The sequence below is a fragment of the Catellatospora sichuanensis genome (assembly GCF_007483665.1).
GTDB classification, from domain to species: domain Bacteria; phylum Actinomycetota; class Actinomycetes; order Mycobacteriales; family Micromonosporaceae; genus Catellatospora; species Catellatospora sichuanensis.
The window spans coordinates 305,177-329,647 of the sequence record NZ_VIQO01000012.1 but is presented as its reverse complement, the minus strand read 5'-3'; the positions used below and the strand labels follow the sequence as shown (position 1 = coordinate 329,647).

The following is a 24,471-nucleotide window of genomic DNA, read 5'->3' as shown; positions in this document are numbered from 1 at the left end:
GAGGTCGCATGAACCGCCCGACCGAGCAGGTCCTCGTCAACTGCGCCGTCTACGACGCCGTCACCGACACCGCACAGTCCGACCAGGGCGTCTGGATCGGACCCGACGGCCTCATCCGCGCTGTCGGCCCGGTCGACGACGTGCTCGCCGAAGCAGGCGACACCACCGTCGTCGACCTCGACGGCGGGTACGTGATGCCCGGCCTGACCAACATGCACGTGCACCTGTCGCTGGGCCTGCCCGGCCACTTCGGTGACGAGGTGCACCGCTCCGACCAGGCCGAACTGGTGCTGCTGATGGCCGACTCGGCCCGGCGCACCCTGCACGCGGGCATCACCACCGCCCGCCTGGTGGGGGAGAGCCGCTACGCCGACTTCGCGCTGCGCAAGGCCATCGACCGGGGTGCCGTCGACGGCCCGCGCATCTTCACCGCCGGACACGCGCTGTGCTGCACCGGCGGGCACGGCTGGGACGCCGACGCGCTGGAGGCCGACGGGGCCGACGGCTTCCGCAAGCTCACCCGCCAGCAGATCCGCGCCGGGGCCGACCTCATCAAGGTGTGCATCTCCGGCGGCATCGCCGGGCAGCACGAGTCGATCGACACCCCGCAGCTGCTCGACGACGAGATGGCCGCGGTGATCCAGGTCGCCCACGACTGGGGACGCAAGGTCACCGCACACGCGGGTCCCGCCGACTCCGTGCGCCGCGCCGTCGAACTCGGCCTGGACTGCGTCGAGCACGGCTACGAGCTGACCGACGAGGTCACCAAGCTGATGGCCGCCCGCGGCGTCTGGTACGTGCCGACGATCGTGGTCAGCCGATGCGAGCAGTTCTTCCGCGACTCCGGCGTGCCCGGCTGGCTGATGGACCGGGCACTGGCCGCCGGTCCCCGGCACTGGGAGAGCCTGCAGTTGGCCATCCGCAACGGGGTGCCGATCGCGATGGGCAGCGACATGCCGCCGCACGCCGGATACGACGAGACCACCGCCACCGTCCGCGAGCTGGAGTTCATGGTCGAGGCCGGGATGAGCGTCGCCGACGCGCTCAAGTCCGCCACCGTCCGCCCGGCGCAGTGGCTCGGGGCCGACGACCGGCTCGGCACGGTCGAGGCGGGCAAGCACGCCGACCTGCTGGTGCTGCGCGACGACCCGACCCGCGACATCTCCGCCCTGCGGACCCTGCGCCTGGTCATGAAGGACGGCGTCGTGTACCGCGACGACACGAACGCGACCGGGAAGGCCCGCCGATGACCACCATCGTCAAGGTCGCCGACGCCTATCTCGCGGCGCTGGCCACCGTGGACCCCGACGCCGCCGACGTGGTCGGGCGGCCGCTGCCGTCCCGGTTCGGCGACCTGTCCCCGGCCGGGTTCGCCGCCCGCGCCGACCTCGACCGCCGCACCCTGGCCGCGGTGCGCACGGCCACCGCGGGCACCACCGCCGAACGGGCGCTGCGGGCGGCGCTGCTCGACCGGCTCGACAGCGATCTCGCGCTGCACGACGCCGGTTTCACGACCCGCCTGCTCGCCCCGCTGGCCACCCCGGTGCACCTCACCCGCCAGGTCTTCGACCAGCTGCCCCGGCAGACCGAGGACGACTGGGCGGTCGTGGCCCGGCACCTGGAGGATCTCGGCGGGGCCCTCGACGCGTACGCCGCGACCCTGCGTGCCGCCGCCGACCGCGGCCACCTCGTGGCCCGCCGCCAGGTGCTCGCCGTCGCCGACCAGGCCACCGCCTGGATCACCACCGACGACTTCTACGGCCGGTTGGTCGGCGGCTACTCCGGCGGTGCGCTGAGCGACCGCCTGGCCGCCGGTGCCCGCGAAGCGGCCGCGGCCACCGGACGGTTCGTCGACTTCCTGCGCGACGAACTCGCCCCCCGCGCAGGGACCGTCGACGGCGTGGGCCGCGAGATGTACGCGGTGACCTCCCGCAGCTTCCTGGGCGCCGAGGTCGACCTCGACGAGCTCTACGCCTACGGCTGGGCGCAGCTGCGCGAAACGGCCGAGGAGATGCGGCAGGTCGCCCTGCAGCTCGGCCACCCCGACACGGCCACCGCCATGGCCGCGCTGGACGCCGACCCGGCGTGGCGGGTGGCCACCGGGGCTCCGCTGGAGGAATGGCTCAGCCGGCGCGTCGAGCAGGTCACCGACGCCCTCGACGGAACCCACTTCGACATCCCCGCCGCAACCCGGCAGGTCACGTGCCGGATCAGCCCGGCGGCCTCCGGCGTCATGTACTACACCCCGCCCGACGCGACGCTGACCCGTCCCGGCGGCATCTGGTGGGCGGTGCCCGGCGGACAGGCCGAGATCCCGGTATGGAGCCACGTCGGCACCCTGTACCACGAGGGCCTGCCCGGACACCACCTCCAGCACGCGATCACCATGACGACCGAGCAGCTGCACCCCTGGCAGCGGCACCTGTGCCACGTGCACGGCTACGCCGAGGGCTGGGCGCACTACGCCGAGCGCCTCGCCGACGAACTCGACCTGTACGCCGGACCCGCAGAGCGCCTCGGCATGCTCTGCGGCCAGATGTGGCGGGCCGCCCGCATCGTCATCGACATCGGCCTGCACCTGGACGTGCCCATCCCCGACGGCAACGGCATCACCGACCAGACCCGCTGGAGCCCCGAGTTCGCGGTGGGGTTCCTGTCCACGGTGGCCGGTCTCGACACCGCGACCGCGCGCTTCGAGGTCGACCGCTACCTCGGCTGGCCCGGCCAGGCGCTGGCGTTCAAGGCCGGCGCACGGCTGTGGACCGAGGTCCGCCGCGACGCCGAGCGCCGCGCGGGAGCCGCGTTCGACCGCAAGCGGTTCCACGCCGACGCGCTGCGGCTGGGCCCGATGGGCCTGGACCCGCTGCGCACCGTACTCACCGAACTCGACCACCAGGAGCGGCCATGACGACCCCCGACATCGCCCCGGTCATCACCGCGATGTACCAGGCCCTGGGCGACCGCCCGGCCTTCGACGCCCACCTGCACCCCGACCTGACCATCTGGGAGTCCGACGCCCCGGCCATGCTGCACGGCGTCGCGCAGCTGGACACCCTGCGCGACCAGCGCGCCGCGGCCCGTCCCGCGTCCGACGGGCCGGTGTCCGCATCGGTGACGGTCGCGCCCGAGGACCTGTCGACCGAGACCTGGGGCGACACCGGCCTGGCCCGGTACGTGCTGCGCGCCCGGCACGCCGACGGCAGCCCCGACGCCGTCTTCCGGGTCACCGACGTGCTGCGCCGCGACGACACCGGCTGGCGCATCGTGCACCACCACGCGGAGGCCGTGTCATGACCGACGGACCCGTCACCGACCTGTACGACCTGCGTGTCGTCGTGGAACGCATCGAGGGCCGCTCCGTGTGCGGCATGCACGTCGGCGACCACATCGACCTGACCGAGTCCAACCGGCTGTCCATCCCCGAGGGCAAGCACTTCTGCCTGTACGCCCTGGCCGCGTGCCTGCCCCTGCTGCCGGCCAAGCAGCGGCCCCTGCCGCCCGGCGACTGGCTGGAGACCGACAGCCACGTCGCCTGCCCCGACCCCGACGAACGGCTGATCATGCGCATCGAGCGCACCGGCCGGCGCACCATCCCCACCGAGGAACTCACATGACCCAGCGCCTGATCGGCCTCGGCGTGCAGTCCGACAAGACCGCCGGCGAGTACGCGGCCATCGCCGAGCTGGCCGAGCAGCACGGCTTCGACGTGCTGTCGGTGTTCGGCGACCTGATGTACCAGCCGCCCATCTTCCCGCTGCTGGTGGCCGCCCAGCACACCCGGCGCATCAAGCTCGGACCGGCCTGCCTCAACCCGTACACGATGCACCCGGCCGAGATCGCCGGACAGGCCGCGGCGCTGGACATCGCCTCGGGCGGCCGGGCCTACCTCGGCCTGGCCCGCGGCACCTGGCTCGACCAGGTCGGCGTGCCGCAGGCCCGCCCGCTGCGCCGGCTGCGCGAAACCGTCGACGTGGTCAACCTGCTGCTCGGCCAGGACCCGGCGGGCTACACCGGCCGGGAGCTGACCATCGCGGCGGGCACCGCGCTGCGCTACACGCCGCTGCGCCCGCGGGTGCCGCTGCTGATCGGCACCTGGGGGCAGAAGACCGCGGAACTCGCCGCCGCCGTCGCCGACGACATCAAGGTCGGCGGCTCGGCCAACCCGGCCATGGCCAAGACCATGCGCGCCTGGGTCGACACGGCCGCGGCGGCCGCCGGCCGGTCCCCGGCCGACGTCGGCGTGACGCTGGGTGCGGTCACCGTCGTCGACGAGGACGGCGCGGCGGCCCGGCGGCTGGCCCGCACGGAGGTGGCCATGTACATCGCGGTCGTCGCCGACCTCGACCCGACCGTCGAGATCGACCCCGAGCTGCTCACCCGCGTACAGCAGCACGTCGCCCGCGGCGAGCATGATGCCGCCGGGGCGCTGATCAGCGGCGACCTGCTGGACCTGTTCGCGTTCTCCGGCACGCCGGAGCAGGTCGCCGCGCAGGCCGACGCCGTGTTCGCCGCCGGGGCGTCGCGGGTCGAGTTCGGCACCCCGCACGGGCTGACCCCGATGTCCGGCGTCGACCTGCTCGGCCGCCGGGTCCTTCCGGCGTTGCGGGCGACGATCGGCTGAGCGCTGCCGCGCCTGGCCGCCTCGCCTATCCCGGCGCGGCGGCCAGGCGCGGCACCCTCGTAGAGCAAATCGCTGGGAACTTCCTGAAACGGACGATAGAGGGCTTAACGTGTCCCCATGGGCGCGAAGTGCGTATGCCTGAAAGTCGACCAGAGGAACAGCGATGCCGACCGTCCCCCTTCGAGACCGTGCCGCCTGGCAGGCGCTGGAGTCGCACCGCGCCGAGCTGGGCGAAGTTCGTCTCCGGGAGCTGTTCGCCGCCGACCCGGGCCGCGGTGAGCGGCTGACCGCCGAAGCGGCCGGGATCTACCTCGACTACTCGAAGAACCTGATCACCGACGAGACGCTGCGTCTGCTGGTACGCCTCGCCGAGGAGTCCGGCCTGGCCGGGCACCGCGACGCGATGTTCCGGGGGGAGCCGATCAACGTCTCGGAACACCGCTCGGTGCTGCACGTCGCGCTGCGCATGCCCAGGGGCGGTTCCCTGACCGTCGACGGTGTCGACGTCGTCGCGCAGGTCCACGAGGTGCTGGACCGCATGGCCGGCTTCGCGCGGCGCGTCCGCTCCGGCGACTGGAAGGGCCACACCGGCAAGCGGATCAGGAACGTCGTCAACGTCGGCATCGGCGGCTCGGATCTGGGACCCGTCATGGCGTACGAGGCACTGCGCCACTACACCGACCGGGACCTGACCTTCCGTTTCGTGTCCAACGTCGACGCCACCGACTTCGTCGAGGCGACCCGCGACCTGTCCGCCGACGAGACCCTGTTCATCATCTCGTCCAAGACCTTCGGCACCCTGGAGACCCTCACCAACGCCCACTCGGCCCGCGACTGGCTGGTGTCCCGGCTGGGCACCCAGGACGCGATCGCGAAGCATTTCGTGGCGGTCTCGACCAACGCGGAGCGGGTCGCGGAGTTCGGCATCGACACCGCGAACATGTTCGGATTCTGGGACTGGGTCGGCGGACGCTACTCGATGGACTCCGCCATCGGGCTGTCGACGATGATCGCGATCGGGCCGGAGCAGTTCCACGACCTGCTCGCCGGGTTTCACGAGATGGACGAGCACTTCCGCAGCGCACCGCTGCCGGAGAACCTGCCGGTGCTGATGGGCCTGCTGGCCGTCTGGTACGCGAACTTCCACGGTGCGCAGACGGTCGGCGTCCTGCCGTACGAGCAATACCTGAAGAGGTTCCCCGCCTACCTGCAGCAGCTGACGATGGAGTCCAACGGCAAGCACGTGACCCTGGGCGGCGACCTCGTCGACTACGACACCGGTGCCGTCTACTGGGGCGAGCCGGGCACGAACGGCCAGCACAGCTTCTACCAGCTGATCCACCAGGGCACCCGGCTGATCCCGGTCGACCTGATCGGATTCGGCAAGAGCCTCAACCCCCTGGGCGACCACCACGACATCCTGTCGTCCAACGTGTTCGCCCAGGCCCAGGCGCTGGCCTTCGGCAAGTCCGAGGACGAGGTGCGGGCCGAGGGCACGGCCCCCGACGTCGTGCCGCACCGGGTGATGCAGGGCAACCGCCCCACCAACGTCCTGCTCGCCGAGAAGCTGACCCCGTACCTGCTCGGCTGCCTCGTCGCCCTCTACGAGCACAGCGTCTTCACCCAGGGCACGATCTGGGGCATCGACTCCTTCGACCAGTGGGGTGTGGAGCTCGGCAAGCAACTCGCGGCCCAGATCGTTCCCGAGCTCACCAGCAGCACCGAGCCGGACCTGAGCCACGACTCCTCGACGAACGCGCTCATCCGCCGCTACCGGCGCCTCAAGGGATAGGAGCAGGCGATGGCCACCGCCAAACCCATGCAGCTGGGCATGATCGGTCTCGGACGGATGGGCGCCAACCTCGTCCGCCGCCTCATCAGGGACGGGCACCGGTGCGTCGTCTACGACATCGACGCCGCCGCCGTCGCCGAACTCGCGGCCGAGGGCGCGGTCGGCGCGACGTCGCTCGCCGATCTCGTGGCGAAGCTGGACAAGCCCCGGTCGGTATGGCTCATGCTGCCGGCCGCCATCGTGCAGTCGACCCTCGACGAACTCGCCGGGCTGCTCGCACCGGACGACGTGGTGATCGACGGCGGCAACTCCTTCTACCGCGACGACATCGACCGCGCCCGGCAGCTCGCAGCAAAGAAGATCCACTACGTGGACTGCGGGACCTCCGGCGGCGTCTGGGGACTCGAACGCGGCTACTGCCTCATGATCGGGGGCGAGCAGAAGGTCGTCGACCGGCTCGATCCCATCTTCAAGACCATCGCACCCGGCCTCGGCGACGCCGAACCCACACCGGGCCGGACGCGTAAGGGCGGGACCGCGCCGGAAGGCTACCTGCGCTGCGGACCCAACGGCGCCGGACATTTCGTCAAGATGGTCCACAACGGCGTGGAGTACGCCATGATGGCCGGGATCGCCGAGGGTCTGAGCATCATCAAGAGCGCCGACGTCGGCAAGCGGGACCACGTCGTGGACGCCGAGACCGCGCCGCTGCGCGACCCCGAGGCCTACCAGTACGAGATCGACGTCGCCGAGGTGGCCGAGGTGTGGCGACGAGGGTCGGTCGTCGGTTCATGGCTGGTCGACCTGGTCGCCGCCGCGCTGGCCCGCTCGCCGCAGCTCGACGACTTCGCCGGACACGTCTCCGATTCCGGCGAGGGCAGGTGGACCGTGATAGCCGCGGTCGACGAGAGCGTGCCGGCTCCGGTCATCACCGCGGCCCTGAACCAGCGCTTCGAATCCCGGGGACTCGGCGAGTTCACCGGCAAGGTGCTGTCGGCGATGCGCAGCGAGTTCGGCGGCCACGCGGAGAAGAAGGGCCGGAAGCGCCAGGGCAGCCACGGCTAGGAAGACGCGACGTGTGGCCGGGACCTAGGCGATCTCGGACTGCGCCGAAACCATGGTCGTGGTGCAGCGCGACAGGCGACATGTACTCGTCGACGGGCGGCATCGATGGCCACGTGACCGTCGGCCCGGGGATCAGATCCCGGGTGTCCTGGTCTGGTCGGCGGACTCCACGAGCCGTCGACAGGCCATGGGCGGGATGGCCGGATTGCGGGCGACTTCCAGGACCACCTCGGGATCGGGATGGGCTGCCAGTTCCAGTAGAACGTCAGGCGGTGTGGCCGGGTTGCCTGCCACGCACACGGCGTTCGCCGGATGCCGCAGACATGCCTCCAGCGCGGCGGGCGGCGACGCCTCGTTCCAGGAGACGGTCGTGACCGCCTCGGCCGGTGCCTGGGGATGCGTCGCGATGGCGAGCAGGACGTCGGGCGGGCAGCGACGAAGGCCGGCCAGTGCCGGGAACATCGCGGGTCCGTGCCGGGCGGCGGCCGCCCGGATCTGCTCGGCGGACACCGCGGAACTGCGGACCGCCCGACTCGACACGTCGAAGTCCGCGTCGTCAATTAGCGCTGCGCGTACGTCGTCAGGAAGCCGGTGACTGGCGGCCGCGACCAGCCTCACCCGCGGATCGGCGTCTGCGGCCAGGACGCCCAGCTCGTCGAGTGCCGGGTGGAAGTCCGTGCTCGGTGACCCGCCTTCGCGGCTGTGCCGCACCAGCAGGTCCAGCGGCGTTCGCGGGTTGGCCAGGACAGCGCCGCGCCAGTGGCCGGCGTCCGTGTCGTAGAGCCTGCGGAGCAGGTCGGGCGGGGCCGCCCAGTTGATCGCGACACGAATCGTCACCTGGTGGTCTTCCAGCGAGACGAGACGGTCGTAGGTCTCGTCCGTGAGATCGGGACGGGTCGCGAGCGCGAGCGCCATCGGCTGGTTCGGTGCGACGGTGAACGGCTCGACCGCGTCGAGGGGCGTCGTGGGATTGCCCGCCGCGACCCGCTGCACCTCTTGCCGGGCGGCCGGTCCGTCCGGCTGATGCGGGCACGGGTTCATCGGCGGTGATCCGCCGTGGTCGATCAGGTCGGCCAGGAGCCGGGCGGGCGCGTTGCCGTTGGCGGCCAGGGCGATCCGGACGCACGCTTCGGTCCGGTCGGCCAACCGAAAGGCGAGCTTCTCGGGCAGTTCCCAGAGCCGAGCGGCGTGGGCGGCCACCGCACAGACCGGATCGCCGGCCAGTGCCTCGGCGATGTCGCGCCGCTCGAGCGTTTGGTCACCGAGCGCGTGACGTACCGCGACGTCCGGGCATGACGCGAGCGACCGCAGCAGGTCGGCGGGTGCGTCGTCCCGGTGGACGGCGGCGAGCAGCAGCCACGGGTCATCAGGCGGGATCTGCTGGATCATGAGGTGTTCTGACTTGATCAGTGCCAGCAGGACGTCGCGGTGGCCGGTCGCCACGAGGGTTTCGATCTGGGCCGGCGTGAGCGGCTGCCCGTCGGCCAACTCCGTCAGCACGGCCGCGTCGCCTGTCGCGATGAGCCTGTCGACGTGCTCGGGTGGCAATGCCGGGTTACCCGCCAGGGCGAGCAGGATCTGCTGAGCGGACACGACACTCCTGCTCGTACGGGACCAGCGGCGCCGATCGCGGCGCTCAGGATCACCGACGTGAACTCGCGGTGCAAGCAGGTTTGGCTCTGTGGGTCGGTGCTCGCTGCCGGGTGGCTACTCGTTTACCCATGTCGCTGCCGCGAGATGGCGCTCGATGTCAAGGACACTTGACATCACGGCACGCCGTCTCATAGTGTGTCAAGTGTCCTTGACACCGCACCGGAGGAGACCGCCCGTGCAAGCACAGAACGAGCTCAAGGCGTCCGTCGGACTCGTACTCTGGACGCTCGCTTGGGCGGCGAGCCTTGCCCTGGCCAAGTTCGGCCCCCGACTCCTGTGGGATCCGCCGCAGCAGGTGGCGAGCTGGGTCGCCGTCGCCGTCAATCTGGCCGTCGGCATCGGCTGGATCGTCGCCTTCACGCGCTTTCTCCACGCACTCGATGAGCTGCAACGGAAGATCATGCAGGATGCGCTGGCGGTCACCCTCGGCGTGGGGTGGGTCGTCGGATTCGCCTACGTCGTCGCGGACGCCGTTGGCCTCGTCGCCCGCGACGTCAATGTCGCCGTCCTTCCCGCGCTCATGGGAGTCGTCTTCATGGTCGCGTTCGCCGTCGGCAAGCTCCGATACCGATGAAGAACCGCATCACGGACCTACGCGCCGAACGGGGTTGGACGCAGGCCGACCTGGCTCAGCGTGCGGGCGTCTCCAGGCAGACGATCAACGCCATCGAGACAGGGAAGTTCGATCCGAGCCTTCCGCTCGCCTTCCGTCTGGCCAAGCTCTTCGAGCTGAGGATCGAAGAACTCTTCCTCGACGAGCAGTGACCGAACTTCGCGGCGTCGGGTCGGTGTTCACGGCAGCGGGTCGTCAGGGACCGTGTGGAGTTCGGACGCCGTGCCGCAGAGTGACCGGTGGCACGTACTCGTCGATCAGGGTGCGGTGCCACCAGGCGCCGGTGGCGCGCCGCTCGGCGGGTGTGGTGAACCGGTAGCGGTAGAGCACAGCCCGCACGTAGGTCGGCGGTTTGCCGGGGAACGGGTTGGTCCGCAGCAGCCGCAGCAGCGCGCGGTCGCCGGTGAGCAGGCGGCCGATCAGGTCGAGCAGCCAGGGGTGGGCGTACAGCGGGGACATGGCGGCGAACCACATCAGCCAGTCCAGGCGCAGGTGGTACGGCGCGAATTGCCCCGGCAGCCGGCGGGTGTCGCCGGGTTTGCCCTTGAAGCCGTACTCCCGCCAGATGGTCTGCGGACCGGGGTGGGTCTCGTCGGTGCCCTCGATGACGATCTCGTTGCGGAGCTTGGTGACGCTGCCGAACGCGCCGTAGGTGTTGACCAGGTGCAGCGGTTCGAAGCTGTGGTTCATCAGCTGGTGTCGCGCCACCAGGTTGCGGGCCGGCCGGTAGCTGAGCGCGATCACCAGCGCCGCGGCGGCGAGCACCAGCAACTGGTACCAGCCGGGTCCGGTCGTGGCGGTGCCGGACCCGAGCAGCGGGGAGAGGTCCAGCGCCGAGGCCGCCAGGACGATCGCCATCCAGTTCAGCCAGGAGAAGTTGCCCGACGCGACCAGCCACAGCTGGGTGACGATGATGGTCCCGGCGGCCACGCTCGCGACCGGCTGCGGCAGGAACAATCCGAACGGCACGACGAGCTGCGTGACGTGGTTGGCGGCGACCTCCGCGCGGTGCAGGGGGCGGGGCAGGTGGTGGAACCACCAGCTCAGCGGACCGGGCATGGGCTGGGTCTGGTGGTGGTAGTACAGGCAGGTCAGGTCGCGCCAGCAGCGGTCGCCGCGCAGCTTGATCAGCCCGGCGCCGAACTCGAGCCGGAACAGCAGCCAGCGCAGCAGCCACAGCATGACGACCGGCGGGCCGACCCGGGCGTTGCCCAGGAAGATCGCCAGGAAGCCCGCTTCCAGCAGCAGGCTCTCCCAGCCGAATCCGTACCACAGCTGTCCCACGTTGACGATCGACAGGTACAGCAGCCACAGCAGCAGCCACATCGCCATCGCGGTCCACAGCGGCACCAGGTCGCCGACACCGACGAGCAGCGCGGCGGACACCGCTACGCCCGTCCATGCCACGGCCGTGAACAGGCCGTCGGAGTAGCGCAGGTGGAAGATGCTCGGCGCGCGCCGCCACGGCGTACGGGCGAGGAACCGCGGCACGGGGGTGAGGCCGTGCTCGCCGAGCAGCACCCGGAACTGGTTGACGGCCACCAGGAACGCGACGAGGTAGACGGCGGCGAGTCCGCGCTGGAACAGCAGCCGGCTCCACCAGTACTCGGGTGCGGTGAACCAGTCCATGTCAGCCCTCGCCGGGGCCCGGCAGCCGCACCCCGAAGACCCGCCGCAGCGCCACTCGGGCGGCGTGGAAACCGCACATGCCGTGTACACCGGGTCCGGGCGGCGTGGACGCCGAGCACAGGAACACGGCCGGGTCCGGGGTGGCGTAGGGGACCGGTGCGAAGTTCGGCCGGAACAGCAGTCGCAGGCCTTCGCAGCTGCCGCCGGCGATGTCGCCGCCGAGGTAGTTGAGGTTGCGCCGCTGGATCTCCGCGGGCCCGGCGACGGCTCGGGCGAGCACCAGGTCGCGGAAACCGGGCGCGAACCGTTCCAGCTGCGCCTCGATCGCGGGCGTGAGGTCGCCCGTCCAGCCGTTGGGTACGTGGGCGTACACCCAGAACACGTGGGAGCCGGTCGGGGCGCGCGTGGGGTCCCACAGGCTGGGTTGCGCCGTGATCAAAAACGGCGGGTCCGGTGCGGCGCCGTGGTGCACGGCCTGCAGCGAGTCGGCGACGTCGGTGTCGTACGGGCCGAGGTGCACGGTGCCCGCCTGCCGGCAGGCCGGTGCCGTCCACGGCACCGGTCCCGACAACGCATAGTCGATCTTGAAAACGGCCGGGCCGCGTCGCGTGCGGCGCAGCCGGTCGCGGTAACGCTCCGGCAGCCGGGCGCCGGCCAGTTCGGCGAGGTGCTGCGGGACGACGTCCAGCAGGTATGCCCGCGCCCGCGGCAGCTCGTCGAGGCTCGTGACCGCGTGTCCGGTGTATACCCGCCCGCCCAGTTCCTGAAGGTAGGCCGCCAGGGCGTCGGAGATGGCCTGGGACCCGCCGCGGGCCAGCGGCCACCCGGCCGCGTGCGCGGCCAGGGCGAACGTCAACGCGACGCCACTGCTACCGGGCGAGCTGAGCGGTGAGGTGGTGTGCGCCGCCAGTCCGGCGAGCAGCGCACGCGCGCGCGGACCGTGGAACCGGCGCAGCAGGACGGCAGCGGGCAGCGCTGCGGGGATACCGAAACGGGCCAGCAGCAACGGGTGGCGGGGCATGGCTCCCAGCGGGGGGCGCAGCACGTCCGGTGCCAGCTCGTCCCAGCGGCCCAGGAACGGCCTGACCAGCCGCCGGTACTGCTGCGCGTCGATCGCGAGCGAGGCGGCGGTCTGCGCCACGGAGCGGGACAGCGTCGCGGCCGTGCCGTCCGGGAACGGGTGCGCCAGCGCCACCTCCGGGTGCAGCCAATGCAGGCCGTGCCGGTCCAGCGGCCAGGACCGCAGCACCGGCGAGCCCGCCCCCAGCGGGTGCACGGCCGAGCACGGGTCGTGCCGGAAACCGGGCAGGGTCAGCTCCTCGGTGCGGGCGCCGCCGCCTACCGTGTCGGCGGCCTCGAAGACGCTCACCCGCAGCCCGGCGCTAGCGAGGGTCACCGCCGCGGCGAGCCCGTTCGGTCCGGCGCCCACCACGACCGCATCGACGCCGTCCACACCGCCACCAGCCATCACACCAGCCGTCCTGTGCGCGGAGCACGAACGTTCGACGTGCTGTGTACCCGGGTTCCGAGCCGGTCACACCTCGCGCCGCGGTTCAGGCAGTCGGCGGCGGCGGTGTCGCGCCGAACTTCTCCAGGACCTGTGCGGCGTCGGTCTGCAGCAGGCTGGCGAGTTCGACCAGGGCTCGAGCGGCTGCGAGATCGTCGCCGACGCGTGCCAGGTCGAGGTCGCGGGGATGGCGGTGGGCGGTGCCTGTGCCCTCCAGGCTCGTTCCGTCACGGCGCAGCCTCGCCACCGCGCGTGTGCACCGCTCCTCCTGGACCTCCTCGATGTCCAGGTCGATGATCCAGCGCGTCTTGTTCGGCATCGTCCACCTCCTGGGGCGCCCTTTTCATTCTGCCCCGCGCGTGAGTCGAGCCGTCAGGGTGCAAGGTCTTCGTCCCGAACGGCCACGCACGTTTCTCGTACCCCGGTGGCGGGGTGGCTCGACTTCACCACCGGGCCGGACGGCAGTGCGCAGAGTTCGGCGACCCATCAGTGGCCGTTCAACCAGCAGAACCCGCCGCAGTCACTGATCGTCCACGCCGAGGCGACCCAGACCGCGGCCGGCCACGCCGGTATGGCGGGCGCCCGGCTGGCCTGCGTCAACCTGCCCTGATCACGCCGGTCGAACCGGTGCGTGACCCGTGACGCCGTGGGTCGGGTTCGGCGGAAGCTCCTCACCTTCGCCGTTCGGGGCCTCGCTGTGTTCGGCGATCCAGTCGAGGAGCTGCGGTGTGATCGCCACGTGCGCCGGATCCTCGTTACGTCTGGACAGGCGGCGTAGCAGCTCATCGCGGTCGAGCTGGAAGGTGACCAGGCGCCAGGTTCCGCCGTGCTCGGTGACCAGCTGCTTGAGCTCCTCCCGCTGCGCCCGCCGTCCCAATCCGTGGTCCAGGACGACCGAATGACCCGCCTGGACGAGTTCGATCAGCTGTCGACGCACGCTTTCCACCACCGGCGCCAGGAGCGTGAGGTGCTCGTGCTCGGCGTAGTCCTTGCCGATGCGGCCGTGCAATGCGGTCATCCGGTCGTCGACCGACAGCCGGACGACGCCTGCTTTCTCCAGGGTGAGCGCAAACGTGGTCTTGCCGGTCCCCGGCAGCCCGGCCAGCAGCCAGACCACGGGTTGAAGATCGCTCATCCGGAAACCTTAGCCGCACGCCTCGAGCTCGCGGCTCCGAGAACCGGGCCGTGGACTCGGCGACGCGCTCGCCGTTTTCGATTCCGTTGATCAGCCTCCGCCGGAGGTGGCGGCGTGGTGGTCGCGGATGACTTTGCGCAGTGCGGGCAGCGCCGGCCCGGCCTGGTCGGTCAGTTGTTCGATGCGCTGCTTGTGCTCGCGGGCCTGAGCCCGACTGACCGCGATTCGGATCTCCCCGATGGCGGCGAGCGCCGTCAGCGCCGCCTCCTGCGGGTGGGCCCTGCTTGCGCTCAGCGTGCGGGACACCGTCGACCGCAGCTCGCTGATCAGCCGATGCTGGTGCACCTTGACTCTGGTCGCCGGGAAGAGACCGAGCATCCGATAACGCTCGGTGCTGATGAGGCGGGCATCGGCCAGCCGCTGCTGCACCGCGCGGAACATCGGCGTCTGTGCGCGGTGCACCCAGTGCGCCCAGCTCTTGAGTTTGGGCGCGTCGGCAAGGTCCCGGAGCACGTCGGCGAGCATGGGGTCGGTCACGCGGACGCTGGTCGGCTTGGCCTTACCGTCGGCATCGGACAGTGCACCGAGCTGGAGGAGCTCGGTCAGAGCTGCGGCGCGAAGAACGTATCCCAGGTAACCGTTGCAGGTGAGCTTGTGCCTGTCGGTGTTGTAGGCCAGCAGATAGACCTGTGAGGTGAGCTCCATGTCTGTCTCTCTCAGTCCGGGTCCTTGGGGGGACGTCCGCGCCGCCTGGGCTCGCCGACGCCACCGGGCAGCCTGCCGTTGTCGGCCAGGGACCGGCGCAGCAGGAACTCGATCTGCGCGTTGACGCTGCGCAGGTCGTCTGCCGCCCACCTGGCCAGCGCGTCGTGCACGGCGGGGTCGAGCCGCAGCAACAGCTGCTTCCGTTCACCCGCCATGTCGCTATCATAGTGATATCTATTTTCTGCGCGCAAGCATCCGCGCAAGATGCGCGGCCTCGCTGCCCCGAGCACGACGGAGGTCCCGCACGACGTGCGGGACCTCCGTCGGGTCCGTGCTCAGTGTGACCCCCGGCGGCACGTGGCCATCGGGCTCCTCCCCGCGGGCTGCCGAGTCGTCACATAGGCGGCGGTGGGACCGGCGGGATCGGCGAAGGCGCCGGTGGTGGAGGTGTGGGCGGGGGAGCGGGCTGGGGCGGCTCCGGTGCCGGCATGGGCTGCACCGGATCGCGAGGATCGGTGATGGTCGACATCTTCTGCCTCCTGCTGTCGATGCCTCAGCCGTACCCCGGATGCCCCGGTTGCCAAACCGGGGCATCGGATCAGTAGCCGCCCGCCGCACCGGCTGCGCCGGAATGTTCGGCGGTTCGCGAGCGGTATGCGACCGCGTGCGCTGGGTAGGAGGTGGGCACAGGAGGAGGTGGGTGCGATGTCGCTGCGTCCGGAGGAACAGGCACTTCTTGAGGGGCTGGCTGAGCAGACCCGCGCCGGTGATCCGGTGTTCGTGGCGGGCCTGAGCATCGGTGTCGCCTGCCCGCCGGTGGAATACCGCAGGCGGACCGCCGCGCGGGTCGGGTTCGCGCTGGCCGCCGCAGCGGTGGTGCTGGCGACCGTCCTGCTGCTGGCGGGGTGGCTGGGCGGTGGGCTGGTCGCCCTGTTCGCCGCGGTGGGTGCGGGCACCGCCGCCCGGCGCTGCGCGCTGCAGCCGGGGGTGAGCCGCACCGTTCACCGCGGCCCCCAGGACATCCCTGCCTGAACACCGGCAGTCCCGCCGGACCGCTGCACAGGTTCGCTTCCGGGCTACTCCGCTTCGCCGCTCCTCAGCAGGCGGCGTGTCAGTTCGTGCTCCCTCAGCTCCCTGATGATCACCGCTCCCACCACGGACACGACCGCCCACGTGAGAATGAACAAACCGGTGATCAATAGGTACAGGCGGCCGTGCTGACCATCGATCTCGGCGGTCACCCGGTCGCCGAAACTTATGATCAAGAGTGCCAGGCCGGCGACGCCGAGCCAGATGGCGACCCTACCCAGGACAGACTTCTCGGACCTCATGAAAACGGCACGCTAGCAGCCACTCGCCAACGAGAGCGCGGACCAGCGTCTTATCGAGGTGGTCCGGCTCCGAGATCAGGCCGGTCGCTTCCGTAGTGCTGGGCCACGCCTTGGCTGAGTTCATGCGGTGCCAGCGACAGCTGCGCTGCCGCTGACTGCAGCAGCAGATCGACGTCGCCGTGGCGCACCGCGTCGAGCAGGTACGGGGCGACCGTGCGGCAGGCGCGGACCCGGGCCTCCGGCCAGTCGGAGTGGAAGCCCTCGGGGAAGGCCTTGGCCAGCGCCTGCGCGACGCCGAGCAGCGGCAGCGGCCGCTCGGCGGCGAGCAGGTCCAGCAGTGCCTCGTCGGCGCCGCGGGCGGCCAGCAGCGCGGCGATGTCCTTGCACCCGGCCGGTGCGGTGCCCAGCACTCGGCCGTGCGGCCAGGTGACGGCCAGCGGGTAGGCCCGGTCCAGGGCTCTGGCGCCCGCATTGTCGGCGTCGAACGACATGATCAGCGAAGTGTCGGGTCCGGCGCCGGCGGCGAGCAGGGCGAGCTGAGCCGCGGTGAACGCGGTGCCGCACGGGGCGACGGCGACGGTGGTGACGCCCTCGCCGGCGAGGGCGCGGTAGGTCAGGTGAGCGGCGATGGCGTCGGTCGGGCCCTCGACGACGACGAACTGTGTCGGGGGGCCGTTCTCGCGCAGCTGCAGTGCGAGGCCGTAGAGCAGCTCGCTCTTGCGGAAGATCGAGGTCGCGGGGGTGTTGTAGAACTTGGCCTTGCTGTGCCCGGACAGGTCCCGTCCGGTGAACCCGGCGATCTGCCCGTCGGGGGCGTGGATGGGGAACATCAGCCGGTCGCGGAACAGGTCGTACAGGCCACCGCCGTGGAGCCGGCTCGCGGCGACCAGGCCTGCGTCGAGCAGGACGCGGTGGGAGAAGCCGAGTGCGCGGAGGTGCTGCAGGAGGGCGTCGCCGCCGGGCGGGGCGACGCCGAGCTGCCAGCTGCTGTCGGGGTCAGCGGCCGCGGCGATGCCCCGTGATCGCAGGTAAGCGGCTGCGGCGCGGCTGGCGGGCAGGTGGGTGGCGTAGAACGCGGCGGCGGCGGCGTTGGCGGCGTACAGGGCGGTTCGGTCTGCGGCGCTCGGCGCTGCGGCTGCCGTCGGGTCCGGGCGGCGTGGCGCCGGGATATGGGCGGAACGGCGCTGTGGCACCGGCGCCGCCGTGGGCCGGTCGAGCGCGTGCCGGAGGCGGGCAGTGAGGGCGTCGGCAGCGCTGATGATCGCCGCAGCGGTGGCGACGATGGCGCGGTCGGGAGCTGCCGGGTCCAGGATCTCCGCCCAGCGGCGGGGCTCGGGCACGGTGACGTCGGGTGGCTGCAGGCCGAATCGCCCGGCGATGATCTGGGCCACGCCTGCGGCTTGTACGTGGCGGGCCGGGCCTGCGGGCAGCGTTCGCTGGGCCAGGTGGTGGACCAGGTGACCGGCGGTCGCGGAGATCGGCAGGTTCGCGGCCAGGTCGAGGCGGTGGCCGTCGGTGCGTACCGCGGTCACGAGTCCCTGGCGCAGTCGCACGGTCAGCCCGGCCTCGTCGGCCAGCGCCGCCAGCGCTGCGACCACGGGCACCAGATCGGGTGCGGGGGGCCGTGGTGAAGGCGCCGCGTTGGTCTGTGTGATGTCGAAGACTTTGACGATGTCGGAGGCCTCGCCGGAGTCGTCCGACGGTGGGAGCAGTGCCAGGCCGCGTTCGGCCCGGCGCACGTGGACGCCTCGTGCGCGCCACTGGTCGTAAGTGGCCAGCTCGGTGGCGTCCGGGCGTTGCCGGGCGATCAGCAGGACCTCGTCGACGCTGCGGCCCGGGTGGCGGGCCGCGACCCTGAGCAGGCGGTTCCATGCCTGCGTACTGGTGAGGTCGGCGACCGCCATCCGCAGGGTGAGCATGGTGGCGTGGAGCAGGCCACGGCTGGACGGGTGCACCCGAGTGGTCATGGTTCACCTGCCCGCCGGGACCCGGCGATGCCGATCTCGAGCCGGCCCGCGTGAGGAGAGCGTCGGTGGAGCGATCGAGCAATGACCATGGGTTTCACCGTCCCGATGCCAGGCAGCGCCTCGAATGCCCGCCGCTGTGTCCAGCACGGTTGCCCGCCGGGACAGCGACTCACATCGAGGTTAAGCGCTGGGTCCGACAGCGGTAGCCGTGCTGGTTCGGCCCGTCAGCGGCCGGGGCAACGGTTGTCGCCGCCGCTGTGCTCCATACAGTGCGTCGGAGCCTAGGGTTGCGGCGTCGCCGGGTGCAGGGTGCGCCACATTCCGGCCGCGCCGACTGCGCCGACAGGCACGAGCAGGACGGCGAGGACCGCGATTTCATGCGCAGGTGATCCCGGCGCGTGATCCGGTCCTGGCCGCGCTGCCGCAAAGATCGCGGGGCCTGTCAGCGTCGCGGGCCGGGCATACTCGCCGGTGACCTCCGAAAGGGATGAGCGCCTGTGGAACCGACGACCAGCCATCGACCGCCGGGCGACCTGCCGGGCCCGGCAGCGGACGGGACGCGGCGTGGCCCGGTTGGCAGTGGCCGCGCTTCTGGTGTGGGCCGTCCTCGACGTGCTGCGCACGATCGTCGCGGTGGGACACTACGAGCACCGGATCGAGGTGGTGGTGCACGGCAACACCGATCCGGTGCTGCCCGCCTTGATGGTGTACGAACTCCTCGACCATCTGCTGCCGCGGGGCATGACGACCACTGTGGCCGACCGGTCGTGGATCGTCGGGTTGCTCGTCGCGGCCGCCGCCTTCATCATCTGGCTCCACCGGGCGCGGCGCAACGCGGAGCGTCTGGGTGGCGCGCCGGTGTGGGCACCCGGCTGGGCGGTCGGCGGATGGTTCGTTCCGGCGGCGAATCTGGTCATTCCTTACCTCGTGGTGCGGGACGTGCAGCGGGCCGGCGGCCATGGCGCGCATCCGGCCCCGGTGGGCCGATGGTGGGCGAGCGTGCTGCTCGCGGTGCTTCTCGACGGACTCATCCGGCTGTACGGCGTCGTCACCTCGGACGGTGGCGTGTTCGAGAAGACCGCATTGGACATGCGCATCGTGGCCTATCCGCTGTGGACGGCAGGAACGGTGACGGTCGTGGTCGCGGCGTTTCTCGCCGCACGCGTGGTGCGGCGGATCACGCAGGCACAGCAGCGGACTGCCGCGACCCAGGGGCCACCTCCCCAGCGTTGACCATCCTCGAGCGGCTGGTGCTTCGACCACGTCCATCGGGCTCACCCGTCGCGCCTTCCCAGCCGAAATCCCTCTGACACCCGCCCGGCGCGTGCGGTGCGCTTGCGGGGGCAGACCCCCGGGCGGACCCGGGGGTCGACCGCATGGTTCGGCGCGGCCTGCTCCGCGAGGCTGATGGAAGTACGGCGGCAGCAAGGCCAGGCCGTACGAAACCAGCCATCAAGAGCCGCGTTCGGGAGCATCCCTTGACCATCCTCACGACAGCCGTCAGCGCGATGCGCGGCTGGCATCGCCCGCTGACGGTGCACGCGATGTCCATGTTCGCCCTGGTGCTGGCGTGCGCCGTAGCCATGTTCGTCGACGATCGCCTGCTCATGGGCGAATCGGTCTGGCTGAAGCCGATGAAGTTCGGCTTCGCGATGGGGGTGTACGGCCTGACGCTGGCATGGCTGCTCAGCAGGCTGCGCAAGGGCAGACGCTTCGGGTGGTGGCTGGGCACCGTCTTCGCGGTCGCCGGGCTGCTCGACGTCGCCGCCGTCGCCTACGCCGCCGCACACGGCACCTTCAGCCACTTCAACGCCAACACCGACCCGGTCGCCCGGACCGTGCGGACCGTGTTCAACTTCGGCGTCATGCCGCTGCTGCTGACCACCCTGGCCATCGCGGTGCTGCTCCTGATCCAGCGCGCCGGCGACCGCGCGCTGACCCGCGCCCTGCGCGCCGGGCTCGGACTTGCCGTCGCCGGCATGGTCGTGGCCGTTTGGCTCAGCAACTCTTCCGGTGCCACGCCCCGTACGGTGACCGACGCCAACGGACACACGGTGTCCATGACCGGTGGCCACGGCATCGGCGATCCCGACGGCAGCGGTATGCCCGTCACCCACTGGAGCACGACCGGCGGCGATCTGCGTGTGCCGCACTTCTTCGGGCTGCACGGCATCCAGGTATTACTGCTCGTCACGGCCATTCTGGGCATACTGGCGACCCGGTACGGTCGGCTGTCCGGCGAACGGGTCCGCGCTCGGCTGGTGGGCGTCGCCGGGCTCGGCTACACCGGAGGGTTCGTGGTGCTCACCTGGCAGGCCAAGCGGGGCCAGTCGGTGATCCACCCCGACGGGCAGACGTTGCTGGCCTTCGCGGCGTTGGCGGTGATCAGCCTGGCGGCTGCCGTCGCCGTGGTCATCGCCGCGCGGAGGCGGCGGTGAAGGTGCTTTTGGGTCCGAGGTCCTTCTCGGCGACGACGGTCTCGCGGCGGTTTCGGCGAAGCAGCGCGCCCGCCACCCCGGCCGCGGTGGCGCCCGCGAGCACGGTGAAGATCGCCAGCCGGGTTCCGGTCGACATTCCGTTGCCCTGTGTACCGCTACCAGGCATGACGCACCCCCTGTTCCTGCAGCATAGGCCCGATTGCCGCCGCCGCGACGGCGTTGCTGCGGCATAGTGCACCTGGCCGGCACACGGCTTGTTAAGGTCCAAAGGAACATAACGGACCGTCCCGGCCCGTCACCAGTGCTGCCGCCCCGCGGCGGGGCGGAGAACGGGGGCAACGCCATGACGAGCAACGCGGACGACGCGCAGCTGGGGGTGGCTGTCGTCACCGGCGGCTCACGCGGCATCGGCCGTGAGTCGGCACGTCTGCTGGCCGGCCGCGGATTCGCCGTCGTCGTCAGCTCACGTAACCAGGGCGAGTCCGACGCGGTCGCCAAGGAGATCACCGCGGCCGGCGGGACGGCACTCGGTGTGCGTGCCGACGTCTCGGACGAGGGCTCCGTCGCCGCGCTGTTCGACACCACCGAGACGACCTACGGCGGGGTCGACGTGGTCGTCCATGCCGCTGCCCACGCCGGACTCGGACGCACCTCGACGGTCGCCGAGCTCGACCTGGCGGTGCTCGACGAGCTGTACCGCACCAACATCCGGGGCACGTTCATGGTGGCGCAGCAGGCCGCCCGGCGCGTGCGCGACGGCGGCGCGATCATCACGTTCTCCACCGCGGTGGTGCGGCTGGCCATGCCCGGTTATGGCGCCTACAGCGCCAGCAAGGGTGCGGTCGAGGCGCTGACGCTGATCCTGGCACGGGAACTGGGCAGCAGGAACGTCACCGTCAACGCGGTCGCGCCCGGCCCCACCGCGACGGAACTGTTCCTGGAGGGCAAGGACGAGGCGACCCTGTCCCGGTTGGCCGCCCAGGCTCCGTCGAACCGTCTCGGCATGCCGGCAGAGATCGCCGAAGTCGTCGCGTTCCTCGCCGGTCCTGCCGGTCACTGGGTCAACGGCCAGGTCATCCAGGTCAACGGCGGCGCGCTCTGACGGCCGAGGGACCGGCCCGCCGGGTACGCGGAAGCGGGTTGGCCCGGACTGCTCCGGGCACCGCACCCTGCCCGTGAGATGCCTGCATGCGCGGCGACGACCTCGATCACTGCCTGGGGTCCCGGCCGAGTGGATCATCCGGGGCTGCGATACTGGCCGCGAACGAGCGCGATGATCTGTCGCGGAGGTGAAGCGGATCATGATCGCCACAGGGTGCCGGACACTGACTCCCTCCCCGGCCGAGGCCGGCCGATGAGCGCAGTCGCGTTCCTCAACATCGGCATGCACGGTCACATCAACCCGACGCTGCCGCTCGCGGCCGAGCTCGTCCGTCGTGGCCACTCCGTCACGTACCACACGACGCCCGCCTACGCCGACGAGATCGCGGCCACCGGCGCGAAGGTGTTCCTTTACGCCGGGGACGAGATACCGCTTTCCGGCCCGCCGAGTGCGGTCACGCTGATGGAGCAACTGGCGCGGACCGCGGTGCAGGTGCTGCCCGGTGTCCTCACCGACCTGGGCCGCGCCCGGCCCGACCTGATCGTGCACGACTCCGCCTGTCTGTGGGGGCCGGTGGCGGCCCGGGAACTCGACGTGCCGGCCGCGTCGTCGTTCACGACGTTCGCGTTCAACCGGCACGTGCCCAGCCCCACCCGCGCGTCCTGGGGGCTGCTCGCCGCAGCGGCGGCCAGACCCCGCAGCGCGTGGGGTTACCTGAGGTCGCGCTGGGAACTGCGCCGCCGGTACGACGTGCGTGGCGTGCCCCTGATCGACCTGGCCGACATCCGCCAACCGCTCAACCTGGTATACACCTCGCGGGCGTTCCATCCCGATGCCGCCGGTTTCGACCAGTCCTACCGGTTCGTCGGACCGAGCATCGGCGCCCGCCCGGCCGACTCGTCGTTCCCGCTCGACCGGCTGCGCGATCCAGTGCTGTACGTCTCCATGGGCACGGTGTTCGACGCCGGGCCCCGGCTGCTGCGCAGCTTCGCCGACGCGCTCGCCCCGCTGGGCGGCACCGTGGTCGTCGCCACCGGACACACCGACCCCGCCGAACTCGGTCCGCTGCCGGCCCATGTGATCGCCCACGGCTCCGTGCCGCAGCTGGAGGTGCTGGCCCGCGCCGCGCTGTTCATCACCCACGGCGGGGTCAACAGCGTCAACGAGGCCCTGTACTCCGGCGTCCCGATGCTGGCCGTCCCACAGGGCGCCGACCAGGCGCTGGTGGCCCGCCGCATCGTCGAACTCGAGGCCGGCCTGTCCATCCGCACCGAGGACGCCGACGTGCAGACCGTGCGCGCCCTCGCCGAACGCCTGCTCGGTGAGCCCCGTTTCCAGGCCGCCGTGAGCACCCTGCAAGACGCCCAGCGTCAGGCGAGCGGCTATCCGCGTGCCGCCGATGAACTCGAACGTCTTCTGCGGCAGACCGGCGTCACCAGGCCGGGCGCTGCCAAGCTGACGTCGCAGGGCTGACCGGTGACCCCCTTCGTCGCCGTCGTGCTGCTGCTCGCCGGCCTGTCCGAGGCCATCGGTCGTCTCCTGCCCGTGGTGGCACGCCTGTCCGGCGTATCGCAGACCCGGGCGATGTGGCTGGTGGTGGCCGGCGCCTTCGTCGACGCCGCAGTGTTCGCGCTCTGGCCGCTGACCGCATGGACGCTCGCCGAGCTGGTGCTGCCCACCTCTCCGACCGGTGAGGGCGTGCTGGTCTGGACACCCGGCCTGGCCGCCCCGCTGCTGCTCGCCGCGATCCTCGCGTTCCCGCTGCTCGGACCGCTGCTGCACCTGCTGCTCATGGTGGGTGTGGGAGCGGGCCTCGCCACCGCGCTCGTCCCGGTGGCCGGGATCGGCTGGTGGGAAGCCGCAGGCTGCGTCGCCGTCGCGGGGGTCGCGCTCGGTGTCGCCGTCGAGGGCGTCCGCCGCCTGGTTGCCAGGCTCAACAGGACCAGCGCACCGGCGCCGCTCACATGATCGAGTTCGCGCTCCTGCTGCTGCTCCTCGGGATCGGGCCGGTGCTGCTCGCCGAAGCCCTGCTCGCCCGCTACGAGGTGCTGGCCTATGCCGCAGGCTGGCGGACTCCCACCACCGAGCTGCCCACCCGCGTGCCCTACGCCCGGGGCGCGGACGCGGACCGCCCGCCGGACGCCTACCTGGTCTACCTGGACGGCATCGGCAAGCGCCGCTTCCAGGACACCCGTGACGGCGGCCAGCTGGTCAAATCCCTGCTGAGCAAGGCGCCGGAGCTCAGGGTGCTGGGCCAGGTGCAGCCCTACTCTCCGCTGGCCAATCCACTCGCCAACCGGCCGGTGTGGATATGGCTGCGCCGCCGCATCGGGCTGGTGCTGTTCCTGCACAACGTGATGCAGATCTTCGTGGCCGCCGACCGCCGGTACCGTCCCCTGTACAACCGTGCCGTCGGCTCGCAGATCGCCACGCAGCTCCGGCTCGGCGGCTACCGGCCCGACAGCGGTATCCCCGTGGTGCTGCTCAGTTACAGCGGCGGCGCCCAGGTCGCCACCGGCGCGGTGGAAGAACTGTGGTCCGAGCTGCGCTGCCCGCTCTGGCTGATGACTCTCGGCGGGTTCTACAACGGCGCCAACGACATCAGCCACGCCCGGCACCTCCACCGGCTGACCGCTGCCGACGACTGGATCGAGCGAGCCGGCATGTGGATCTTCCCGCAGCGGTGGCCGCTGTTCCGCTGGAGCGGGTGGAACCGGGCCGTCCGGGCACGCAAGGTCACGGTGCACTGGCTCGACCCGGCCACCCACGTGGGACCGCGCAGCTACATCAGCCCACAGGCCCGCCTGCCCGACGGCCGCAGCCACCTGGACCGGACCGCCGACACCGTGATCGCGCTGATCCGCGACAGCGTCCGCGCCACCGCGGAACCCGGGAGCCCGCCGGCCTGATCCG

General features: G+C 71.4%; 27 protein-coding genes. 17 read left to right on the top strand and 10 right to left on the bottom strand.

Annotated features, from left to right (window positions below; translation table 11 throughout):
* Positions 1–8 precede the first annotated feature (8 nt).
* The 7 genes from FLL47_RS24780 (at position 9) to gnd (ending at position 7,478) form a co-directional block, all read left to right on the top strand.
* The gene (locus FLL47_RS24780) at positions 9–1,250 is read left to right on the top strand and encodes an amidohydrolase family protein (protein WP_144122950.1); all 1,242 of its coding nucleotides are present in this window, start codon (positions 9–11) and stop codon (positions 1,248–1,250) included.
* Positions 1,247–2,908 (top strand): DUF885 domain-containing protein, encoded by a 1,662-nt coding sequence (locus FLL47_RS24775; protein ID WP_144122949.1) that lies wholly within the window; start codon positions 1,247–1,249, stop codon positions 2,906–2,908. The genes FLL47_RS24780 and FLL47_RS24775 overlap by 4 nt, the downstream gene beginning before the upstream one ends.
* Positions 2,905–3,294 (top strand): nuclear transport factor 2 family protein, encoded by a 390-nt coding sequence (locus FLL47_RS24770; protein ID WP_144122948.1) that lies wholly within the window; start codon positions 2,905–2,907, stop codon positions 3,292–3,294. The genes FLL47_RS24775 and FLL47_RS24770 overlap by 4 nt, the downstream gene beginning before the upstream one ends.
* Positions 3,291–3,614, top strand: coding sequence for a TIGR04076 family protein (locus FLL47_RS24765; protein WP_144122947.1), 324 nt, complete (start codon positions 3,291–3,293; stop codon positions 3,612–3,614). The genes FLL47_RS24770 and FLL47_RS24765 overlap by 4 nt, the downstream gene beginning before the upstream one ends.
* The gene (locus FLL47_RS24760) at positions 3,611–4,621 is read left to right on the top strand and encodes an LLM class flavin-dependent oxidoreductase (RefSeq protein WP_144122946.1); all 1,011 of its coding nucleotides are present in this window, start codon (positions 3,611–3,613) and stop codon (positions 4,619–4,621) included. Before FLL47_RS24765 ends, FLL47_RS24760 begins: the two co-directional genes overlap by 4 nt.
* A 163-nt stretch (positions 4,622–4,784) precedes the next feature.
* The gene (pgi, locus tag FLL47_RS24755) at positions 4,785–6,413 is read left to right on the top strand and encodes a glucose-6-phosphate isomerase (protein ID WP_144122945.1); all 1,629 of its coding nucleotides are present in this window, start codon (positions 4,785–4,787) and stop codon (positions 6,411–6,413) included.
* Positions 6,414–6,422: 9 nt separating this feature from the next.
* Complete coding sequence (gene gnd / locus FLL47_RS24750; RefSeq protein WP_144122944.1) at positions 6,423–7,478, top strand: phosphogluconate dehydrogenase (NAD(+)-dependent, decarboxylating); 1,056 nt, start codon at positions 6,423–6,425, stop codon at positions 7,476–7,478.
* A 132-nt stretch (positions 7,479–7,610) separates the two neighbouring features.
* Here gnd and FLL47_RS24745 read toward each other — a convergent pair whose 3' ends face one another.
* Positions 7,611–9,071 (bottom strand): hypothetical protein, encoded by a 1,461-nt coding sequence (locus FLL47_RS24745; RefSeq protein ID WP_144122943.1) that lies wholly within the window; start codon positions 9,069–9,071, stop codon positions 7,611–7,613.
* A gap of 235 nt (positions 9,072–9,306) precedes the next feature.
* Between FLL47_RS24745 and FLL47_RS24740 the strand changes: the two genes are divergently transcribed.
* A complete protein-coding gene (locus FLL47_RS24740; protein ID WP_144122942.1) occupies positions 9,307–9,705 on the top strand; it encodes a hypothetical protein in 399 nt (132 codons plus the stop codon).
* Entirely contained in the window at positions 9,702–9,896 is a 195-nt protein-coding gene (locus tag FLL47_RS24735; protein WP_144122941.1) for a helix-turn-helix transcriptional regulator, read from the top strand. The genes FLL47_RS24740 and FLL47_RS24735 overlap by 4 nt, the downstream gene beginning before the upstream one ends.
* A gap of 43 nt (positions 9,897–9,939) precedes the next feature.
* On the opposite strand, the gene FLL47_RS24730 is transcribed toward FLL47_RS24735, so the two are convergent.
* The 3 genes from FLL47_RS24730 to FLL47_RS24720 all read right to left on the bottom strand — a co-directional run bounded on the left by FLL47_RS24730 (position 9,940) and on the right by FLL47_RS24720 (position 13,199).
* The gene (locus FLL47_RS24730; RefSeq protein ID WP_144122940.1) at positions 9,940–11,373 is read right to left on the bottom strand and encodes a lipase maturation factor family protein; all 1,434 of its coding nucleotides are present in this window, start codon (positions 11,371–11,373) and stop codon (positions 9,940–9,942) included.
* A gap of 1 nt (position 11,374) precedes the next feature.
* A complete protein-coding gene (locus FLL47_RS24725) occupies positions 11,375–12,826 on the bottom strand; it encodes a phytoene desaturase family protein (protein ID WP_246158543.1) in 1,452 nt (483 codons plus the stop codon).
* A gap of 100 nt (positions 12,827–12,926) precedes the next feature.
* The gene (locus FLL47_RS24720) at positions 12,927–13,199 is read right to left on the bottom strand and encodes a dsRBD fold-containing protein (protein WP_144122938.1); all 273 of its coding nucleotides are present in this window, start codon (positions 13,197–13,199) and stop codon (positions 12,927–12,929) included.
* Between the two features lie 105 nt (positions 13,200–13,304).
* On the opposite strand from FLL47_RS24720, the gene FLL47_RS24715 reads away from it, so the two are divergent.
* Positions 13,305–13,490, top strand: a complete 186-nt coding sequence (locus FLL47_RS24715) for a hypothetical protein (protein ID WP_144122937.1) — start codon at positions 13,305–13,307, stop codon at positions 13,488–13,490.
* Here the strand turns inward: FLL47_RS24715 and FLL47_RS24710 are convergent, their stop codons facing one another.
* The 3 genes from FLL47_RS24710 to FLL47_RS24700 form a co-directional block, all read right to left on the bottom strand.
* Complete coding sequence (locus FLL47_RS24710) at positions 13,491–14,015, bottom strand: P-loop nucleotide/nucleoside kinase family protein (RefSeq protein WP_144122936.1); 525 nt, start codon at positions 14,013–14,015, stop codon at positions 13,491–13,493.
* 90 nt (positions 14,016–14,105) lie between these two features.
* Entirely contained in the window at positions 14,106–14,720 is a 615-nt protein-coding gene (locus FLL47_RS24705; RefSeq protein ID WP_144122935.1) for a GOLPH3/VPS74 family protein, read from the bottom strand.
* Positions 14,721–14,731: 11 nt separating this feature from the next.
* A complete protein-coding gene (locus FLL47_RS24700; RefSeq protein WP_144122934.1) occupies positions 14,732–14,935 on the bottom strand; it encodes a type II toxin-antitoxin system antitoxin in 204 nt (67 codons plus the stop codon).
* Positions 14,936–15,425: 490 nt separating this feature from the next.
* Here FLL47_RS24700 and FLL47_RS24690 point away from each other — a divergent pair, with 490 nt between their 5' ends.
* Complete coding sequence (locus FLL47_RS24690; RefSeq protein WP_186315893.1) at positions 15,426–15,752, top strand: DUF3040 domain-containing protein; 327 nt, start codon at positions 15,426–15,428, stop codon at positions 15,750–15,752.
* A 44-nt stretch (positions 15,753–15,796) separates the two neighbouring features.
* On the opposite strand, the gene FLL47_RS24685 is transcribed toward FLL47_RS24690, so the two are convergent.
* A complete protein-coding gene (locus tag FLL47_RS24685; protein ID WP_144122932.1) occupies positions 15,797–16,051 on the bottom strand; it encodes a hypothetical protein in 255 nt (84 codons plus the stop codon).
* A gap of 50 nt (positions 16,052–16,101) precedes the next feature.
* Positions 16,102–18,018, bottom strand: a complete 1,917-nt coding sequence (locus tag FLL47_RS24680) for a toprim domain-containing protein (protein WP_144122931.1) — start codon at positions 18,016–18,018, stop codon at positions 16,102–16,104.
* Between the two features lie 564 nt (positions 18,019–18,582).
* Between FLL47_RS24680 and FLL47_RS24675 the strand changes: the two genes are divergently transcribed.
* Both FLL47_RS24675 and FLL47_RS24670 read left to right on the top strand, forming a co-directional pair.
* A complete protein-coding gene (locus FLL47_RS24675; protein ID WP_144122930.1) occupies positions 18,583–19,251 on the top strand; it encodes a DUF4328 domain-containing protein in 669 nt (222 codons plus the stop codon).
* Between the two features lie 245 nt (positions 19,252–19,496).
* Complete coding sequence (locus tag FLL47_RS24670; protein ID WP_425457756.1) at positions 19,497–20,456, top strand: hypothetical protein; 960 nt, start codon at positions 19,497–19,499, stop codon at positions 20,454–20,456.
* Here FLL47_RS24670 and FLL47_RS24665 read toward each other — a convergent pair.
* The gene (locus FLL47_RS24665) at positions 20,431–20,592 is read right to left on the bottom strand and encodes an LPXTG cell wall anchor domain-containing protein (RefSeq protein ID WP_144122929.1); all 162 of its coding nucleotides are present in this window, start codon (positions 20,590–20,592) and stop codon (positions 20,431–20,433) included. The genes FLL47_RS24670 and FLL47_RS24665 overlap by 26 nt on opposite strands.
* Positions 20,593–20,799: 207 nt before the next feature.
* On the opposite strand from FLL47_RS24665, the gene FLL47_RS24660 reads away from it, so the two are divergent.
* The 4 genes from FLL47_RS24660 to FLL47_RS24645 all read left to right on the top strand — a co-directional run bounded on the left by FLL47_RS24660 (position 20,800) and on the right by FLL47_RS24645 (position 24,467).
* On the top strand, positions 20,800–21,558 hold the full coding sequence (locus FLL47_RS24660) for an SDR family oxidoreductase (protein ID WP_144122928.1): 759 nt from the start codon (positions 20,800–20,802) through the stop codon (positions 21,556–21,558).
* A gap of 252 nt (positions 21,559–21,810) precedes the next feature.
* The gene (locus FLL47_RS24655) at positions 21,811–23,031 is read left to right on the top strand and encodes a macrolide family glycosyltransferase (RefSeq protein ID WP_144122927.1); all 1,221 of its coding nucleotides are present in this window, start codon (positions 21,811–21,813) and stop codon (positions 23,029–23,031) included.
* A gap of 3 nt (positions 23,032–23,034) precedes the next feature.
* Complete coding sequence (locus FLL47_RS24650) at positions 23,035–23,526, top strand: hypothetical protein (RefSeq protein ID WP_144122926.1); 492 nt, start codon at positions 23,035–23,037, stop codon at positions 23,524–23,526.
* A complete protein-coding gene (locus FLL47_RS24645; RefSeq protein WP_144122925.1) occupies positions 23,523–24,467 on the top strand; it encodes a hypothetical protein in 945 nt (314 codons plus the stop codon). Before FLL47_RS24650 ends, FLL47_RS24645 begins: the two co-directional genes overlap by 4 nt.
* Positions 24,468–24,471 lie beyond the last annotated feature (4 nt).

What these genes read in the sequence shown, in the direction of transcription:
- FLL47_RS24780 (WP_144122950.1), top strand. Translation starts at nt 9, where the DNA reads ATGAACCGCCCGACCGAGCAGGTCCTCGTCAACTGCGCCGTCTACGAC.
- FLL47_RS24775 (WP_144122949.1), top strand. Translation starts at nt 1,247, where the DNA reads ATGACCACCATCGTCAAGGTCGCCGACGCCTATCTCGCGGCGCTGGCC.
- FLL47_RS24770 (WP_144122948.1), top strand. Translation starts at nt 2,905, where the DNA reads ATGACGACCCCCGACATCGCCCCGGTCATCACCGCGATGTACCAGGCC.
- FLL47_RS24765 (WP_144122947.1), top strand. Translation starts at nt 3,291, where the DNA reads ATGACCGACGGACCCGTCACCGACCTGTACGACCTGCGTGTCGTCGTG.
- FLL47_RS24760 (WP_144122946.1), top strand. Translation starts at nt 3,611, where the DNA reads ATGACCCAGCGCCTGATCGGCCTCGGCGTGCAGTCCGACAAGACCGCC.
- pgi (WP_144122945.1), top strand. Translation starts at nt 4,785, where the DNA reads ATGCCGACCGTCCCCCTTCGAGACCGTGCCGCCTGGCAGGCGCTGGAG.
- gnd (WP_144122944.1), top strand. Translation starts at nt 6,423, where the DNA reads ATGGCCACCGCCAAACCCATGCAGCTGGGCATGATCGGTCTCGGACGG.
- FLL47_RS24735 (WP_144122941.1), top strand. Translation starts at nt 9,702, where the DNA reads ATGAAGAACCGCATCACGGACCTACGCGCCGAACGGGGTTGGACGCAG.
- FLL47_RS24730 (WP_144122940.1), bottom strand. Translation starts at nt 11,373, where the DNA reads ATGGACTGGTTCACCGCACCCGAGTACTGGTGGAGCCGGCTGCTGTTC.
- FLL47_RS24720 (WP_144122938.1), bottom strand. Translation starts at nt 13,199, where the DNA reads ATGCCGAACAAGACGCGCTGGATCATCGACCTGGACATCGAGGAGGTC.
- FLL47_RS24710 (WP_144122936.1), bottom strand. Translation starts at nt 14,015, where the DNA reads ATGAGCGATCTTCAACCCGTGGTCTGGCTGCTGGCCGGGCTGCCGGGG.
- FLL47_RS24705 (WP_144122935.1), bottom strand. Translation starts at nt 14,720, where the DNA reads ATGGAGCTCACCTCACAGGTCTATCTGCTGGCCTACAACACCGACAGG.
- FLL47_RS24700 (WP_144122934.1), bottom strand. Translation starts at nt 14,935, where the DNA reads ATGGCGGGTGAACGGAAGCAGCTGTTGCTGCGGCTCGACCCCGCCGTG.
- FLL47_RS24690 (WP_186315893.1), top strand. Translation starts at nt 15,426, where the DNA reads ATGTCGCTGCGTCCGGAGGAACAGGCACTTCTTGAGGGGCTGGCTGAG.
- FLL47_RS24685 (WP_144122932.1), bottom strand. Translation starts at nt 16,051, where the DNA reads ATGAGGTCCGAGAAGTCTGTCCTGGGTAGGGTCGCCATCTGGCTCGGC.
- FLL47_RS24680 (WP_144122931.1), bottom strand. Translation starts at nt 18,018, where the DNA reads ATGACCACTCGGGTGCACCCGTCCAGCCGTGGCCTGCTCCACGCCACC.
- FLL47_RS24665 (WP_144122929.1), bottom strand. Translation starts at nt 20,592, where the DNA reads ATGTCGACCGGAACCCGGCTGGCGATCTTCACCGTGCTCGCGGGCGCC.
- FLL47_RS24660 (WP_144122928.1), top strand. Translation starts at nt 20,800, where the DNA reads ATGACGAGCAACGCGGACGACGCGCAGCTGGGGGTGGCTGTCGTCACC.
- FLL47_RS24655 (WP_144122927.1), top strand. Translation starts at nt 21,811, where the DNA reads ATGAGCGCAGTCGCGTTCCTCAACATCGGCATGCACGGTCACATCAAC.
- FLL47_RS24645 (WP_144122925.1), top strand. Translation starts at nt 23,523, where the DNA reads ATGATCGAGTTCGCGCTCCTGCTGCTGCTCCTCGGGATCGGGCCGGTG.